Source organism: Tenacibaculum haliotis (assembly GCF_025215075.1).
GTDB classification, from domain to species: Bacteria; Bacteroidota; Bacteroidia; order Flavobacteriales; family Flavobacteriaceae; genus Polaribacter; species Polaribacter haliotis_B.
This window is the reverse complement of sequence record NZ_JAOBTH010000027.1, coordinates 68,594-86,708: the sequence shown is the minus strand read 5'-3', so window position 1 is coordinate 86,708 and position 18,115 is coordinate 68,594. Positions and strand designations below refer to the sequence as shown.

General features: G+C 31.5%; 13 protein-coding genes and 1 riboswitch. Of the genes, 2 read left to right on the top strand and 11 right to left on the bottom strand.

Annotated elements, in window-relative coordinates:
* Window positions 1-15: 15 nt before the first annotated feature.
* The gene (locus N2251_RS07985; protein WP_260586225.1) at window positions 16-2,520 is read right to left on the bottom strand and encodes a zinc-dependent metalloprotease; all 2,505 of its coding nucleotides are present in this window, start codon (window positions 2,518-2,520) and stop codon (window positions 16-18) included.
* 130 nt (window positions 2,521-2,650) lie between these two features.
* The gene (locus N2251_RS07980) at window positions 2,651-4,510 is read right to left on the bottom strand and encodes a M61 family metallopeptidase (protein WP_260586224.1); all 1,860 of its coding nucleotides are present in this window, start codon (window positions 4,508-4,510) and stop codon (window positions 2,651-2,653) included.
* A gap of 121 nt (window positions 4,511-4,631) precedes the next feature.
* Between N2251_RS07980 and N2251_RS07975 the strand changes: the two genes are divergently transcribed.
* On the top strand, window positions 4,632-6,665 hold the full coding sequence (locus tag N2251_RS07975; RefSeq protein ID WP_260586223.1) for a YgiQ family radical SAM protein: 2,034 nt from the start codon (window positions 4,632-4,634) through the stop codon (window positions 6,663-6,665).
* 72 nt (window positions 6,666-6,737) lie between these two features.
* On the opposite strand, the gene N2251_RS07970 is transcribed toward N2251_RS07975, so the two are convergent.
* From N2251_RS07970 to N2251_RS07930, 9 genes are all read right to left on the bottom strand, one after another.
* On the bottom strand, window positions 6,738-7,163 hold the full coding sequence (locus N2251_RS07970) for a GNAT family N-acetyltransferase (RefSeq protein ID WP_260586222.1): 426 nt from the start codon (window positions 7,161-7,163) through the stop codon (window positions 6,738-6,740).
* Window positions 7,164-7,189: 26 nt separating this feature from the next.
* The gene (gene trpA / locus N2251_RS07965; protein ID WP_260586221.1) at window positions 7,190-7,954 is read right to left on the bottom strand and encodes a tryptophan synthase subunit alpha; all 765 of its coding nucleotides are present in this window, start codon (window positions 7,952-7,954) and stop codon (window positions 7,190-7,192) included.
* A gap of 87 nt (window positions 7,955-8,041) precedes the next feature.
* A complete protein-coding gene (gene trpB, locus N2251_RS07960; protein ID WP_260586220.1) occupies window positions 8,042-9,226 on the bottom strand; it encodes a tryptophan synthase subunit beta in 1,185 nt (394 codons plus the stop codon).
* 54 nt (window positions 9,227-9,280) lie between these two features.
* The gene (locus tag N2251_RS07955) at window positions 9,281-9,940 is read right to left on the bottom strand and encodes a phosphoribosylanthranilate isomerase (protein ID WP_512701090.1); all 660 of its coding nucleotides are present in this window, start codon (window positions 9,938-9,940) and stop codon (window positions 9,281-9,283) included.
* A gap of 118 nt (window positions 9,941-10,058) precedes the next feature.
* On the bottom strand, window positions 10,059-10,847 hold the full coding sequence (trpC, locus tag N2251_RS07950; protein ID WP_260586218.1) for an indole-3-glycerol phosphate synthase TrpC: 789 nt from the start codon (window positions 10,845-10,847) through the stop codon (window positions 10,059-10,061).
* A 516-nt stretch (window positions 10,848-11,363) separates the two neighbouring features.
* Window positions 11,364-12,350: an anthranilate phosphoribosyltransferase gene (gene trpD / locus N2251_RS07945; RefSeq protein ID WP_260586217.1), complete on the bottom strand. Its 987-nt coding sequence runs from the start codon at window positions 12,348-12,350 to the stop codon at window positions 11,364-11,366.
* A 91-nt stretch (window positions 12,351-12,441) separates the two neighbouring features.
* Window positions 12,442-13,020 carry an anthranilate synthase component II gene (locus N2251_RS07940; RefSeq protein ID WP_260586216.1) on the bottom strand — a complete coding sequence of 193 codons (579 nt, stop codon included), beginning with the start codon at window positions 13,018-13,020 and terminating at the stop codon, window positions 12,442-12,444.
* An 87-nt stretch (window positions 13,021-13,107) separates the two neighbouring features.
* Window positions 13,108-14,499 carry an anthranilate synthase component I family protein gene (locus N2251_RS07935; RefSeq protein ID WP_260586215.1) on the bottom strand — a complete coding sequence of 464 codons (1,392 nt, stop codon included), beginning with the start codon at window positions 14,497-14,499 and terminating at the stop codon, window positions 13,108-13,110.
* A gap of 205 nt (window positions 14,500-14,704) precedes the next feature.
* Window positions 14,705-15,724, bottom strand: a complete 1,020-nt coding sequence (locus N2251_RS07930) for a DUF5074 domain-containing protein (RefSeq protein ID WP_260586214.1) — start codon at window positions 15,722-15,724, stop codon at window positions 14,705-14,707.
* A gap of 162 nt (window positions 15,725-15,886) precedes the next feature.
* A riboswitch (cobalamin riboswitch) is annotated at window positions 15,887-16,086 on the bottom strand.
* Between the two features lie 236 nt (window positions 16,087-16,322).
* On the opposite strand from N2251_RS07930, the gene asnB reads away from it, so the two are divergent.
* A complete protein-coding gene (gene asnB, locus N2251_RS07925; protein WP_260586213.1) occupies window positions 16,323-17,987 on the top strand; it encodes an asparagine synthase B in 1,665 nt (554 codons plus the stop codon).
* The last annotated feature ends 128 nt before the right edge of the window (window positions 17,988-18,115 follow it).

Genomic DNA, 18,115 nt, shown 5'->3' with positions numbered 1-18,115 from the left:
ATAAATAGATTAATCTTATTTATTTGGATTTAAAATAGTATTAACTCTATCTGCTGCATCTTGTAAATGGTAACGAGAAATTGTGTTACGAGCGTTAGGAATACTACGTTTAATATCTCTTTGTATTCTTTTTAATTCGCCTCTAACAACTGCTTTAATATCAGATTGACTAATATTTACTGCAGTTTGTTTAAAATAACCTCCGCTTCTTCTAACTCCGCTTTGGTTTTTAGCTTTGTTTAATAAAAAGTCTAAACGATCTAAATGTGCTCTTTGTAAGTTTCTTCTGTAACCATCAATTGTTTTATTTGTATATAGTTCAGACCAAATCCCTTTTCTAAGATCTGTCATCATATTTACAAAAGTATACGCTTTAGTTCCGTTTAAAACTTCATTCTCAATTAAACGAGTTAAACGACCAGTTTTTAAAATTTTGTTTAAAGTACGTACTTGTAAGCTTCTAATTTCATCAACAGAACCAGAATATTGTGTTTTTGTAATAATATTTTGATCTATTAACCAAGTAGGTGTTTTAAATAACTCATTATTAACAAAAGCTAAGGCTCTTTTTTGATGATCTTTCGAGGTATGTGTATATACTGTACCTTCTTGATCAGCAGTTTTAAAGTTTTCGTAAACTCCACCAATATTAGAGCTAACATGTCCCATATATCTGTTAAACTGACCAACTAATTGACCATACATTGTTTTTAACTCTTGATAGTCTTCACCGTTTTCAGTAGTCCATTCTTCTAAACGAGGTAAAATACGTTGTAAGTTTTTAATACCGTAAGCACTTGCTTTCATCGCATCATCACCTAAATCTTCTGTTTGAGAACTTGGATCGATGGTATTTCTTACTTGTTGATGACCAAATCTGTAAATAGGATCTCCTTTTTTATCAGTAATCCATTTATTTAAAATAGCTTTTTCATCTTTAGCAGAAGTGTTTAAGATAGGACGGTATCCCCAGCTCATTGCATATTTATCATAAGGTCCAATATTAGGCATTAAAGCAACACCTTTATCTTCTGGTTGTGCAACGTAATTAAAACGCGCATAATCCATAATAGAGGGAGCTGTACTATATTTTTTAGTAAAACTAGCAGAGCGTAAAGAGTCTACAGCATAAGCAGCAGAACTTCCCATATTATGTGGTAAACCTAAGGTATGACCAACTTCGTGAGAAGAAACAAAACGAATTAAACGCCCCATAATTTCATCTTTAAACTTGTTTTTTCTAGCTTCAGGATTAATCGCCGCAGTTTGAATAAAGTACCAGTTATGTAATAAAGTCATTACATTATGATACCAGTTGATATCAGATTCTAAAATTTCTCCAGAACGAGGATCACTAACGTGAGGTCCGTTTGCATTTGGAATAGGAGACGCTAAATAACGAACTACAGAATAACGAACATCTTCAGGACTCCATTCTGGATCCTCCTCTTTTGTTGGTGCATCTTTAGCGATGATTGCATTTTTAAAACCAGCAGCTTCAAAAGGAACTTGCCAATCTTCAATTCCTTCTTTAATATATTTACTCCATTTTTTAGGCGTAGCTCTATCAATATAATAAACAATTTGTTTTTTAGGCTCTACTAATTCACCTCTTTTAAACTTCGCTAAATCTTCATCTTTAACTTCCAAACGCCATCTGTCTAAATAAGTTACTGATTTACTTTTTTGAGTATCTAAACCATAATCTGTTTGAGAACTCGTAAACCAACCAACACGTTCGTCAAAATAACGACGTTTCATAGGTACTTTAGGAAGTAAAATCATAGAGTTACTTAATTCTAAAGAAACGGCACCAACACTTGAGTTTGATGGCGCTTTACCAGCAACATAAGTTTTTACGTGGCGAACTTCAATGTTTTTTGGATAACTACTCATACGATCAATATATGATCGGTTTTTATCCATTTTAGAAATCTTGTAATTTTTTCTACTAAATTGAGGAAATCCGATTGCTTTAACATCTGTAGCAAATAAAGGAGTCGCGTCAATTACTGTAGCTGTAGAATCTTTACTGAATGCTTTTATAGGAAAAGCAAAAAGAATAGGTTCGAAATTAGAATTAGCCACTGCTTCGTGAATAGGTAAAATAGAATCTGCAACTACATTGTGTGAAACAACTTTTAATAATATTTTTTTCTGATTTTTTACCCAACGTAACACTTGCGTATTTTGTTTTCCACCTCCAAAACCAATTCCGCTTGCGGTTTTAGCAATTCTGGTAACCATTAACATTTCACGGTTTAATAACGAATCTGGAATTTCAAACAGATAGTTATTGTCTTTCGAATGGATTTTAAATAGACCTTTATCAGTTTTATGTTTTTTGGTAACGACTTTGCCATAAGGCTTTATGGCGTTTTTATCTGGTTTGCTTTTTGGTTTTACAGCAGCTGCCTTTTTGTCGTTTTTTTTCTTTTTTTTACGTTGTGCTTCAGTGTTTAAAGAAACGCCTAAAAAAAGAAATACAATCAAAATTCTTGAAAGTAATCTTTGTGTCATTGTATTTGGTTTGAATATGAAGCACCGAATTTAGTTAAATGAAAGTTGTATTCTTCTTAATAAATTGTTAAAGCAAAAAAAAGACAACCAATTTGGTTGCCTTTTTAAATTTTAAAAAACTAAGAATGGTTTAGTTTTTTAACCAAGCATTTCGTAAAATTACTTTTGGGTTTGTTGCAGGTAATTTTTCTATTACTAAACCAGTTGATTTACTAGTTGGTTGTACATAATTTCCTGATATTTTTACAGGTTTACCATCTCTGGTAATTTCCATTGTTATTGTGTCACCAGCTTTCCATTGCATTGTTTTTCCTAAAATAGGACGAATGTTGGCTAACGAAATTTTTTCTCCGTTTACAGATTCTAAAATATCACCAGCTTTAATACCTAAAGCAACTAAAGCTGAATTAGTTCTTGGAGTAAAGAATATTTTTTTATCACTATTTACAGAAATAAAAGGTTGTCTTTTAGAATCTAAAAAATAAGTTGAATTTTCAGTTTTTGTTTCTTTTGCAACTCCTATTTTGTTGAAGTATGTTTCGTAATTAATAGGTGTTGCTCCTTGTACATGAGTTTTAAAGAATTCACCAACTGAAGGATATGTCATTTTTACAATTTCAGCTATAATATTTTCATCTTTAAAGGCTTTGTTTTTTCCGTACTTTTTAGATAAATCTAACATCATGTTTCTAACACCGTAAGTACCTTTACTCTCTTCTCTTAAAATAATATCTAAACACATTCCAATTAATGCACCTTTTAAATAAACATTACTATAGTTTTTGGCATATTCAGGTTCTAAAATATTCTTACTCATCTTAGTAAAAGACATTGCGTCATTAAAACGTAATGAAGATCCAATTTTATTATTCATTTCAGTAATAAATTCCTCTTCAGAAATTAAACCTTGGTTTACTTGAAAAAGATTTGCAAAATATTCAGTCATTCCTTCGTACATCCATAAATGCTCAGACATGTTTGCTTTGTTAAAATCAAACGAGTGAATTTCTTCAGAATGTACAGAAAGAGGTGAAACAATATGAAAAAATTCATGAGACACTGTTCCATTAATCATGTTGCTAGCAAACCTTTCCTTACTCATTGTTTCAGGGTACACAACAGTTGTAGAAGATCGATGCTCTAAAGCTCCATATCCTTGAAATTTATAAATTTCAGGGTCAAATAAATACACTAACACATTGTATTCGTTTGTAGTTTCAAAACCTTTTAAAAAGTTTGTTTGCGCAGTCATCATTGTTTTTAAAGCTTCTTCTAAATCAGCCGCTTTGTGTTTGTTATTTGGCGAGTATATTGCTAAATTAACATCAATTCCGTTTACGGTAAAATTTACATTATTTAATGGCGCATACATAATTGGGTTGTCAGAAATTTCGTCATATCTTGGCGCTAAGAAAACATCTTTACTATTATCAGTCTTTGTAGTATTCTTGTTAATTAAAGATGAAGTTTCATATAAGTTTGTTGGATGCGTTATCGAAATCTCATAAGGAAATTCTTTTTTATCATTAAAGTATCCAATAAAACCTGGTAGGTTCAATAAGAAGTTCTTTCCTTCTTCGATATTTGTACCTGCCATTACATAAATTTTATGCTCTTTCTTAGAATCAAAAGTATCATCAATCCAGTAAGAAAGTTTATCCATAGTCTTAGCATTGTTAATTTGCCAAGAGTTTTCGTTTAATTTTTTAACAGTTAATTCTTTTCCGTTGTAATCAAAAGCTTTAAAGTCTGAAACAAATTTCCCGTAATTACTCATTACATACGTTCCTGGTACAATTGCAGGAATGTTGTAAATTAAGGTCTCTTCTTTAATTTTTTGCGGATTTACCTCAACCATCACTTTGTCGTTAACAACAGTGTTTAAGTCGATTCCAATTTCTATTGTTTGTTTGTTGTTTTGAGCTGTTTTGTAAGTAGAACAGCTTGCTAACAAAGCTAAAGAAGCGATTCCTAATAGTATTTTTCTCATGATTAGTTTTTATTTATTGCATAAGTATTAATTTTAGATGAATTGTTACACTTTTTGTTGCTTATTTAACACCATTTTAAGAGCGGTAATATCAACTAAAACATTGTACCTTTGCAACGGCATGAGAATAAGACGAGTTTCAGATTGGTTACCGACTACAAATAAGGAGGTTAAGTTAAGAGGATGGGAAGAATTAGATGTAATTCTTTTCAGTGGAGATGCATATGTAGATCATCCATCATTTGGTCCTGCAGTAATTGGGCGTATACTAGAAAGTTACGGATTGCGAGTAGCAATTGTACCACAACCTAGTGTAAATGATAATTTACAGGATTTTGAAAAGTTAGGAAAACCAAGATTGTTTTTTGGAGTTACCGGCGGATGTATGGATCCGATGGTGAGCAACTATACGGCTAGTAAGCGTCGTAGAGATAAAGATGCGTATACACCAAATGGAGATAAAGGATTTCGACCGGATTATGCAACATCAGTATATTCAAAAATATTAAAAGATAAATTTCCAGATGTACCAGTTTTAATTGGTGGTATTGAAGCTTCTTTACGAAGAGTTACACATTACGATTATTGGTCGGATAAATTACTGCCGTCTATTTTAGAAACTTCTAAAGCAGATATGCTGGTATACGGAATGGGAGAACAGCCTTTACGAGAAGTTGTAGAATTGTTACAAAAAGGAGTTCCGTTTTCGAGTTTAAAAACAATTAAACAAACTGCTGTTTTTGTTGATAAAGGAGAAGATGTTCCGAAGAATAAAAATTGGGAAGACATTGAAATCAATTCTCATGAAGCTTGTTTAAAGGATAAAAAAACGTTTGCCTCTAACTTTAAAGTAATAGAGCAGGAGTCAAATAAATTAAAAGCACGACGTATTTTTCAGAAAGTAGGTGATAAGAAGTTGATGATAAATCCGCCTTATCCTACCATGACTGAAAAAGAAATTGATGGATCTTTCGATTTACCTTTTACACGTTTACCACACCCAAAATATAACAAGCGAGGGCCAATTCCGGCTTTTGAAATGATTAAGTTTTCAATAAATATTCACCGTGGATGTTTTGGGGGATGTAGTTTTTGTACTATTTCAGCACACCAGGGGAAATTTATTGCAAGCCGAAGTGAAGAGTCTGTTTTAAGAGAGGTAGATAAAGTTACCCAAATGGATGATTTTAAAGGGTATTTATCTGATATTGGTGGGCCTTCTGCTAATATGTATAAGATGAAGGGTAAAATACAATCTATCTGTGATAAATGTGTTGCTCCTTCTTGTATATCGCCAGTAATTTGTAGTAATTTAGATACTTCACACAAGCCGTTAACAAAATTATATCAAGCTGTTGATGCACATCCGAAGATAAAAAAATCGTTTATTGGAAGTGGTATCAGACACGATATGTTGGTGCCTGAATTTAATAAAAATGCAGATCCGAAAGAGTTAGATGCCTATACCGAAGAGGTAATGACAAAACATATTTCTGGACGATTAAAAGTAGCACCAGAGCATACTTCTGATCCTGTTTTAAAATTAATGCGTAAGCCGTCATTTAAATATTTTCATATGTTTAAAGAACGATTTGATCGTATTAATATCAAGAAAAAATTAAAACTTCAATTAATACCTTATTTCATCTCTAATCACCCAGCATGTGAAAAAGAGGATATGGCAAATTTAGCTGCCGAAACAAAAGAAATGGGATTTCAGTTAGAGCAGGTGCAAGGTTTTACGCCAACGCCAATGACGGTTGCTACGGTAATTTATTATAGTGGATATCATCCGTATACATTAAAACCTACTAAAACACCTAAAACTGTCAAAGAAAAAGAAGAGCAGCACAGGTTTTTCTTTTGGTATAAAAAAGAAAACAAAGACTGGATTAAAAAAACGTTAAACAAAGTAGGAAGACAAGACTTATTAAAAGTTTTATTACCCGAAAATAACTCATGGAAGAAAAATAAATCAGCAAAAGAAGCAAAAAACACTTTTGATGATGCTGTTCCTTTCAATCAGCGTAAAAGTAAAAATTATAGAGCTCCTAAAACTGAAGACAAAGAAACTAAAAGTTATAGAGGATCTAAAACAGAGGTGAAAGAAAGTAAAAATTATAGAACACCTAAGAATAAAAAAAGAAGAAGGTAATATAACTTCTTTTGTAAAATATTTAAAATAAAAAAACTTAGTGTGTAAAAGCACTAAGTTTTTTTATGGACTTTAATTGTGAAAATTTCTCTCCATAATAACATATTCAATTCCGCCTTTTTTAAATTTTTTAGTTGTTGATGTCAAATCGAATCTCTCATAAAATTTTGATTTTTCAACTCGAGCATTACACCATAGTTTTGCTATTTTTTCTTTTTTTATTAAGTCGATTACTTTGTTTAATAATATTGTTCCGTAGCCAAAACCTTGGTGCTCGATTAACGTTGCAAATTTTCTGAATTGAGCCTCGTTGTTCGATTTAAATAAAGAAATAATTGATGTTATTTCTCCGTTTACAAATAATCCAAAATGCTTGCCCTTTTCATCATTTGGTAATTCAACATAACTCATCGGTTTATCAGGCCACATAACTTTATGTCGAATAGGGAGCACTTCAAAAATGGTAATTTGCTTGATTTCAGCAGTCTTTTTTTTCAATAGTTGAGGTTTTCTAACAAGCGGATTTATTGCAACTGCTTTATAAAATTATTAATCCCTGCGGTTCCTTTTTTGTCCAATTCTTTAACAAAAGCCGAACCAATAATTGCTCCATTCATATATTTACAAGCTGTTGTAAATGTTTTTTTATCAGAAATACCAAAACCAACAATTAATTTACTCTGTAATTTCATAGCGTTAATTCGATTAAAATAATCGATTTGCTGTGACGAAATCTCTCCTTTTGCCCCAGTAATTGATGCAGATGCTACTACGTAAATAAAAGCTTCTGTTAACGAATCTATTTTACGAATTCTTTCTTCCGATGTATTTGGCGTAATTAAAAACACGTTTGTTATTCCGTATTTCTTAAACAATGCTTGATAATGATTTTCGTATTCAATCATTGGTAAATCCGGAATAATTACAGTATCGATTCCTGTTTCTTTTACTTTTTTACAAAATTTATCTTCACCATATTTTATAATTTGATTCAAGTATCCCATTAAAACCAATGGTGTTTTATTTGTATCTTTTATAGCTAATAACTGCTCAAAGACTACATCAAGATTCATTCCGTTACTTAACGCAACCGAACTACTGTGTTGTATCGTCGGACCATCTGCTAAAGGATCTGAATAAGGCAAACCTACTTCTATAAAATCTACCCTACTATTACTTAAATCAGTAACAATTTTTGCTGTATCATCTAACTTCGGAAAACCTGCCGTAAAGAAAATAGATAATAAATTTTGACTTTGATTTTGAAAAATTTTTTTTATTGAATTCATTTTTATTGAATTTTGTCAGTTCGAGCGCAGTCGAGAACAAGCTAAAATTGTCAAAACATTTCAACTACACTCAAGGTGATATTTATTTTAATCTTCTAAATGCTTAATGTAGGTCTCTAGATCTTTATCTCCTCTTCCTGATAAATTAACAACTACAACTTGGTCTTTTTTCAAATCCATTTTTGGTAAAACAGCCAAAGCATGTGCTGTTTCTAAAGCCGGAATAATACCTTCTATTTTTGTTAATTCATAAGCTGCATCCAACGCTTCTTTATCGGTTGCATTCATAAATTTCGCTCGTTTTGTTTCATGTAAATAAGCATGTAAAGGACCAACTCCTGGATAATCTAATCCTGCTGAAATTGAATAAGGCTCCACAATTTGACCATATTCATCTTGCATTAAAATAGTTTTACTTCCATGAATTACACCAACTTCTCCTAATTGAGAAGTTGCAGCACTTTCACCAGAGTTAACTCCCAAACCAGCAGCTTCAACAGCAATTAGCTCAACATCTTTATCATCTAAATAATGATAAAAAGCTCCTGCTGCATTACTCCCTCCACCAACACAAGCGATTATTGTATCCGGATTTTCTTTACCTGTATATTCTTTTAATTGCACTTTCATTTCTTCTGAAATAACTGCTTGTAATCGTGCAACCATATCTGGGTAAGGGTGCGGGCCAACCACAGATCCTATTAAATAATAAGTCTCTGGGTGTTGAATCCAATAACGAATTGCTTCGTTGGTTGCGTCTTTTAATGTTTTACTTCCGCTTGTTGCCGGAACAACTTTTGCTCCCAACATTTTCATGCGCGCTACATTTGGTGCTTGTCGTTTTATATCGGTTTCTCCCATAAAAACAACACATTCTAAATCCATCAATGCACAAACCGTTGCCGTTGCTACTCCGTGTTGTCCCGCACCTGTTTCTGCAATTATTTTAGTTTTTCCTAAATGTTTTGCAACTAAAATCTGACCAATAGTATTGTTTACTTTATGAGCTCCTGTATGATTTAAATCTTCTCGTTTTAAATAAATCGTTGCACCATATTTTTCTGATAAACGTTTTGCTAAATACAACGGACTAGGGCGACCAACATAATGCTGTAACAAATCTTTATATTCTTCCTGAAAAGCATCTGAACCTAATATTTTTAAATAATTATCTTCTAACTCCTTAACGTTAGGATATAATAATTCAGGAATAAATGCACCTCCGAACTGTCCGTAATATCCTTCTTTAGTTGGTTTAAATTCTGATTCCATTTCTTTGTTTTTTAACTTTTCATCAACCTGAAACAGGTTCTGTTCGATGATTTATTATATTTTTAAAGTTTCTTTAAACTTCTTTATGTCTTTTACTGATTTTAAACCAGCTGACTCTTCAAACTTACTATTTACATCTAAAGCATAAATAGGCAAACCTGTTGCTTGTAATTTTTTAATTTCTGATGCTTCTTCTAGTCCAATTCCGCCACTTAAAAAGAATGGTTTTTCAAAAGGATAATTCTCTAAAACCTGCCAATTAAAAGTAACCCCGTTTCCGCCTCGTTCTTTTCCTTTTGTATCAAATAGAAAATAATCAACCGTTTCTAAATATGGATGTAAAGAATCAAAATCAAACGCATCTTTAATTCCAAAAACTTTTACCAACTCAGGCATGTTGTATTTTGCCTTTTGATGTTTTTCTGCAATACTTTCTTTAAAAATGGTTGTTAATTTTTGTAAATACTCTGGAGATTCATCGCCATGAAGTTGCACCATATTTAAAGCATACTCTTCTACTAATGAAACCACTATTTCGGGAATTTCATTTACAAAAACACCTGCTTTTTTTATTTCTTTTGGTAAATCAGGAATGATGCCTTCAAAATTTCTTTTTGATTTTTCATAGAAAATAAATCCCAAATAATCTGGCTGTAACGCTGCAACTTGTTGGATATTTTCTATGTATTTCATTCCACAGATTTTCAGTTTCATATTTATTTTTTTTGTCACTTCGAGTGATTTCCGATTTTAAGAGAAAATTGTATCGAGAAGTTAATTTACTATTGTTACAAATTTATCGTTTCTAAAAATTCACTCGAACTGATATTGTCTATCGTATTTGATCGATGAATTCCTTACACGCTAATCCCGGATTATCGGTTTTCATAAAAGTTTCACCAATTAAAAAACCTTGAAAACCATGCTCTTTTAATCCAGTAATAATTCTTGGGTCAGAAATTCCGCTTTCAGAAACTTTAATTGCTGTATCTGGTATTTGACTTGCCAGTTTTATAGAATGCTCTAAATCTACCTCGAAAGTTTTTAAATTACGATTATTAATTCCGATAATCTTATTATCTAAATCGTTAATTTTATCTAATTCTTCTTGCGTGTGAACTTCATACAAAACCTCTAAACCTAAATCTGTTGCTAACTGACCGTAATTTTTAAGTTCTTGCTTGGTTAAACAAGCTGCTATTAATAAAATAACATCAGCACCGATTGCTTTAGCTTCCACAATTTGAAATCCGTCTACAATAAAATCTTTTCTTAAAATTGGTCGTAATTGATTTACGGTTCTAGCTTCCAATAGATCCGCCATGGTTCCTCCAAAAAAAGAAGTATCTGTTAAAATTGATTGCGCTGCTACATTTGCGTCTAAATAACCTTCCGTAACCTCTAAGATAGTAGCTTTATCGTTAATGATTCCTTTTGATGGAGATTGACGTTTAAATTCTGCTATTATACCTGTTGAACCAACTTTTAATAGTTCTTTTTTTAATGAAAAAGGAGCACTTTTAAAATTCGGACTTTCCACCAATTTACTTACAGGAACTTCTGCTTTAATCTTGGCTATTTCTGTTTTTTTAAACGCTATTATTTTATCGAGTATTGTCATATTGCTATTCTTTGTCACTTCGAGTGATTTTCGATTTTATGAGAAAATTATATCGAGAAGTTATTTTGTTCTCGATACAAATTTATTCATTCTTCATAAATTTACTCGAACTGACATTTAATTTATTTTACTAATTTATTTAAACAATCTTTCGCTTTTAATCCTAACAAAGAATCTATTGCTTCTTGAAAACTCTTTTTCTTGTTCTTTGTCACTTCGAGTGATTTTCGATTTTATGAGAAAATTATATCGAGAAGTTATTTTGTTCTCGATACAAATTTATTCATTCTTCATAAATTCACTCGAACTGACATTTAATTTATTTCATTAATTTATTTAAACAATCTTTCGCTTTTAAACCTAACAAAGAATCTATTGCATCTTGAAAACTCTTTTTCTCGTTCTTTGTCACTTCGAGTGATTTTCGATTTTATGAGAAAATTATATCGAGAAGTCATTTTGTTCTCGATACAAATTTATTCATTCTTCATAAATTTACTCGAACTGACATTTAATTTATTTCACTAATTTATTTAAACAATCTTTCGCTTTTAATCCTAACAAAGAATCTTTTGCTTCTTCGTAAGCATCTTGAAAACTCTTCTTGTCATCAACAATTTTTAAGGCAAATGCTGCGTTTGTTAATACCACACTATTTTGTGCTTCGGTACCATTTCCTTCAATTATATTTTTGAATATTTTTGCAGCATCAGCAACAGATTTTCCTCCAAAGATAGCTGATTGTTCTATTCTTTTTTGACCTACATCTTCCGGGTTAATTAATTGCTCTCCGTTTTTGGTAAACAATTTAAATCCGCTTGTTAAAGATATTTCATCATAACCATCTAAGGCGTGAACAATACCATAATTTGTATCTTCCTCTTGTAAAATATAATTATACAAACGGGCAACTTCTAAACTAAAAGTTCCTAATAATTGATTTTTAGGTGAGCTAGGATTTACTAAAGGTCCTAACATGTTAAAAAACGTTTTTAACGCTAATGCTTTTCTTGTTGAGCTTACTGCTTTCATTGCTGGATGAAATTTTGGCGCGTGTAAAAAACAAATATTAGCTTGTTCTAATTGTGATTTTAGAACAGCTTCGTCATTGATAAATTTATATCCGAAACTTTCTAACATATCAGACGAACCTGATTGAGATGACACTGAATAATTACCGTGTTTCGCTACTTTTTGTCCGGTTCCGGCAACAATAAAAGACGTTAATGTAGAGATGTTAAAAGTATCTTTTCCGTCGCCACCTGTACCAACAATGTCGATGGTGTTATAATCAGAAAAGTCTACTTTTATTGCTAATTCTATCAACGCATTTCTAAAACCCGAAAGCTCCTCAACCGAAATAGGACGCATCATAAAAACCGTCATAAAAGAAGCCAAATGCGCTTCGTTAAATTTACCCGAAGCAATATCAATCAAAACTTGTTTTGCTTGTAGTTTTGTTAATCTTTTATGTTGATATAAATCGTTTAATATTTGTTTCATAATTTAATCTTGTCATTGCCAAGCAAATGATAATTTGCTGTGGCAACCTGTTTATCTATTAAGAGATTACTTCGTTGTACTCGTAATGACGTTACTTTTTAATATTCTCTAAGAAATTTCTAACAATCTGCTCGCCAACTTCAGTTAATATTGACTCAGGATGAAATTGTACTGCTGATATATTAAATACGCTATGTTCAATTGCTTGAATTCCGCCATCTTCATCTACAGCTGTAATGTTAATTTCTGTTGGGAAGTTTTTATTTGAAGCAATCCAAGAATGATATCTTGCCGCTTGAAATTTTTGTGTAATTCCTTTAAAAATAACAGCCTCTTTATTAACAACTTCCATTTCTGTGGCAACACCATGAAAAACCTCTCCCATGTTTTCTATACTTCCTCCAAAAACTTCTGTAATTGCTTGTAAGCCTAAACAAACCCCAAAAATAGGTTTTTTACCTGCATATTGTTTTATAACCTCTTTTAAAATACCTGCTTCATCAGGAATTCCAGGTCCTGGTGATAAAATAATGGCATCGTACCTTTCTATTTCTGTTACAGAAATTTCGTCATTTCTATATACATCAGGCAAATTACCTGTAATATCTTGTATCATGTGTACCAAATTATAGGTAAACGAATCGTAATTATCTAGTACTAATATTTTCATCTTTTGTTTTTTTGCGTTAGGGATTGAAACGGCATCCTTTTTATTATTTTCAATAAAAAGATATAGTGGAAAGCCTGTTAAAACGCCCTAAATATTTTCAGCTAAAGTCAACGCTTTTTTTAATGCTGCTAATTTATTATTTACTTCTTGCAACTCTTTTTCTTCGTCGGAATGAATTACGATTCCCGCACCAGCCTGGTAATACAAAACGTTGTTTTTGCTAACAAAAGAGCGAATGGCGATGGCTAAATTTACCGAGCCGTCTAGGCCTATAATTCCGACTGCACCACCATAAAATCCGCGCGATTGATTTTCGTAAGTATCAATTAACTGCATGGCTTTGTATTTAGGTGCGCCGCTTAAAGTCCCGGCAGGAAAGGTGTCTCCTACTATTTCAATTGGGTTTCCTTTAATTTTACCTTGCACGGTAGATACTAAGTGAATTACGTGACTAAAATATTGTACTTCTTTAAAAATTTCAACTTTTACGTTTTCGGCGTGTTTACTTAGGTCGTTTCTGGCTAAATCTACCAACATTACATGCTCGGCAGTTTCTTTTTTGTCTTCTGATAACTTTTTACCTAACTTAATATCTTCAGCCATATCGCCAGTTCTTCTAAAGGTTCCAGCAATTGGATTGATGATCGCTTTTCCTGCATTTATTTTAATTTGTGCCTCAGGTGAAGATCCCATTAATTTGAATGAGCCATAATCGAAATAAAACAAATAAGGTGAAGGATTTATTGAGCGTAATGCTCGATACACATTAAATTCATCTCCTTTAAATTTTTGTTGAAATTGGCGTGATAATACTAATTGAAAAACATCGCCACGTTTACAATGTGCTTTTGCTTTTTTTACATATTCTTTAAAATCGTCATTCGTGCAATTTGAAGTTTCTTCTCCGCTAATTTCAAATTTTTGCGTATTAAAAGCCTGCGCTTCTATTATAGTTTCTATTTCTGAAATTCTCGATTCCGTTCCTTCTTCAATATTTTCTATCAGCGTCATTTCATCATTAAAATGATTGATTGCTATAATAAATCGGTAAAAACTGTACTGCATTACAGGTATTTTTGACGGCGAATCTTTTACGTTTAGCTGTATGTTTTCGAAATACTGAACGCTATCGTAAGTTGAATATCCGTATAATCCGTTGAATGATTTTAATTCAGCAGGACAATCTAAGGTGATTGATTTTGAAAAATCATCAAACAAGCTGTAAAAGTTTTTGTTGATGGTGTTTTTGGTTACAATTTTTCCTTGTTTTGAAACTATAAAAGCATCGTTTTCAACTTTCATAGTTACTATAGGATCAATAGCTATAAACGAAAAACTTTCTTCTTTACTATGATAGTCAGAGCTTTCTAATAGTAGTGTGTTGGCATATTTATCTCTAAACCGTAAGTATAAACCTACTGGAGTAATGGTATCTGAAATACGCTTTTTGCTAATTGTTTTAAATATTGTTTTGCTCATTTTTTTTATGCTTAAAAAACAAAAAAGGCTTATCGTGAGATAAGCCTTTTCTTTATAATATATACATATAGGTTTCTTCTCACTTAATTTTTAAGAGAGTTCCACCACCATATGTTGTTTTGTTTCATCATTATACGGCAAATGTATAAAGTGTTTTTGTGTTTGCAAAATTTATTTTATTAAAAATGCATTTTGTTATAAAATGTTATTCATATTTAACATTTGAAAAATAAATGTCTATAGGAGAGTTTCCTACGTTTTTAATTGTTTTAAAAACAGTTTTATCTTGATTATATATTATTAATACACTTTTTTCTGTATCAAAAAAATCTTCAAAACCTAATACATATACTTGCTTAGTAATTGGGTGTTCTCTTATTACAGAAGTTAATAAAATGTTGTTAGTTGATGGATTTGCAAACTCTTCAATAGTTTTAGTTTCTGTGTTAAAACGATACACCAATCCTGTAGCTACTTCTGACCAATACATGTGGTTACTTGTCTTATTCATAGAAAACATGCTTGTTTTAAATAAATTAAGAGTAGTGTCGTTTACGGTTACTGTTTCTTTTATCGAATAATCTGTATTCAAACTAATGATTTTGGCATCTCCAGTTCTTTTTTCTGTGACCAACCAAATTATATTGTCTTTGTCTTTAAAAATTCCGCAAATAGCATCTTCAAAAGTTAATTGAACTTTAATAGATTTGTTATCTATATCTAATATTTTTAGTTCTTTATCATCTGCTATTAAAACATTTTTGTTGTCTACTAAAAGTGCTGATTTAGCGTATAAAACTTTAGTTGATATTTCATCTATTTTTTCTCCTATTCCATTGGTAACATCAAAATAAGATAAATTGTAAGTTCTTCTTCTTCCTCTTCCTCCGGTTGATATCATTAATCCTTTAGTTTCAGAAAACATAGTTAAATAAGAGGGGCTTGTTATCTGAGAATTTGTAATTTCCGTTTCTGAATTTAAATTCTCTAAATTTAGTTTTGATACATAAGTAGGCCCATTTTGACTTACTAAAAATAGTTGTTTATCAAACCCCGAAAAAGAAATTGTATTTTCATTTAAAGATTCATATACTTTAGGGGTAAACTCTTGTTTTTCATTTAGGTGACCTATTGTAGTTTTATCACTTTCAAAAGTTAAAATAAATGAGTTGTCATAAATAGGCTCAGGTTCTTTTGAATCTTCTGAACATGAAAAAAATGCCATAGCAAGGCACAATAATACTACGTTATAAATACGTGTCATTCTATAATTAATTTAAAATTTTAAAAACGTAATTATACATCTATAAATATCAATACCTAATTTATTGTTATATAGTTAAATGTATAAGATTATTTGCAATTACTTTTAATCCCGAAAGTAAAAACTAATGAATATTTTTTGGCAGGTCTCCTGACTTACATCTTGTTATAGCCTTCCCGTAAAAACAGTGGCGTAAGAACATAACAAGTAGCCAATAATTAGGCTTAAAGTTTACAGTTGCGGGTACAGTTTAGGTGTTGCACCTAATTCCCTTTTAATTTTCTTTAAAAACATAAAGAAAAACCGCTGCAAATATATTCAGTTTTATTAATTAATGAAATTTTACAAGTATATATTTATTCTCATTTAGAAAAAAGAAAGTTTATTTAATAAAAATCATTCTGTAGGTTGCATTTTTATATAAAAAAATATTTTTAAGTTTAGTTTTGAAACTAAAAATAAAAACTTTGTTTATATATACAAACTTATTAGTGTTATTTGCAGCATAAATAAGAACTAAATATCTCAATTTGTTTGAGGTAATAAAAATATAAAAGTTATGTGTGGAATTGTATGTGCGTTTGATTTAAAAGAGTCTTCTGAGAGTTTAAGACCTCAGTTATTAGAAATGTCTAAAAAGATTAGACATCGTGGCCCAGATTGGAGCGGAATTTATAGTGATGCTAAAGTTATTATGACACATGAGCGTTTGGCTATTGTTGATCCCGCTTCTGGTCAGCAACCTTTATTTAGTGCCGATAAAAAATTAATTTTAGCCGCAAACGGAGAAATATACAACCACAGAGAATTAGCTAAAAACCTTACAGGTTCTTATGAGTTTCAAACAGCTTCTGATTGTGAAGTGATTTTAGCACTTTACAAAGAAAAAGGTGTTGATTTTGTAGATGATTTAAACGGGATTTTTGGTTTTGCTTTATATGATGTTGAAAAAGACGAGTATTTTATTGCTCGTGATCATATGGGGATTATTCCTTTATATATTGGCTGGGATCAAAACGGAACTTTTTATGTTGCTTCTGAATTAAAAGCTCTAGAAGGTGTTTGTGCTAAAATTGAATTATTCCCTCCAGGGCATTATATGTCTAGTAAAGATGGAAAGTTTGTGCAATGGTACAAAAGAGACTGGTCAGATTACGACGCTGTAAAAGAAAACGAAACAAGTATTACAGAAGTTAAAGAAGCTTTAGAAGCTGCTGTACACAGACAATTAATGAGTGATGTGCCTTATGGTGTTTTACTTTCTGGCGGATTAGATTCTTCTGTAATATCAGCAATTGCTAAAAAATACTCGCAAAAAAGAATAGAATCAGACGATAAATCGGAAGCTTGGTATCCGCAATTACATTCTTTCTCTGTTGGATTAGAAGGTTCGCCAGATTTAGCGGCTGCTCAAAAAGTCGCCGATCATATCGGAACAATTCACCATGAAATAAAATTCACTATTCAAGAAGGTTTAGATGCTATTAAAGATGTGATTTACAACATCGAAACGTATGACATCACCACTATTAGATCTTCTACTCCAATGTATTTAATGGCACGTGTTATTAAATCGATGGGGGTTAAAATGGTCTTATCTGGTGAAGGAGCTGATGAAATTTTTGGAGGCTATTTATATTTTCATAAAGCCCCAAATGCCGAAGAATTTCACGAAGAAACGGTTCGTAAATTAGATAAATTACACATGTACGATTGCTTACGAGCTAACAAAAGTTTAATGGCTTGGGGAATTGAAGGACGTGTTCCGTTTTTAGATAAAGAGTTTATAGATGTTGCTATGCGCATCAATCCGAAAGATAAAATGATTAACGGAGAACGTATGGAAAAATGGGTGATTAGAAAAGCATTTGAAGATATGTTGCCAGAGAGCGTTGCTTGGAGACAAAAAGAACAATTTTCTGATGGTGTAGGTTATGATTGGATTGATACTTTAAAGGAAGTAGTAGACAAGGAAGTTACAGATGAACAATTGGCTAATGCAAAATTTAGATTTCCGATACAAACACCACAAAACAAAGAGGAGTTTTATTACAGAGCCATTTTCGAAGCCCATTTTCCTAGTGATACGGCTGCGTTAAGTGTTCCGCAAGAGCCAAGTGTTGCTTGTAGCACAAAAATTGCATTAGAATGGGATGAGGCTTTTAAAAACATGAACGAACCATCAGGTAGAGCAATTATGAGCGTACATGACGATGCGTATTAAAACTAGTTTTTAAGTTGATAGTTAACAAACTATGATATTCTAATTTAAAAATTAATTGATAATCTCATCAGCATTTATTACATTTATAGCGAATGTTCGCTAACTATTTTCTAAACACACCACAATAA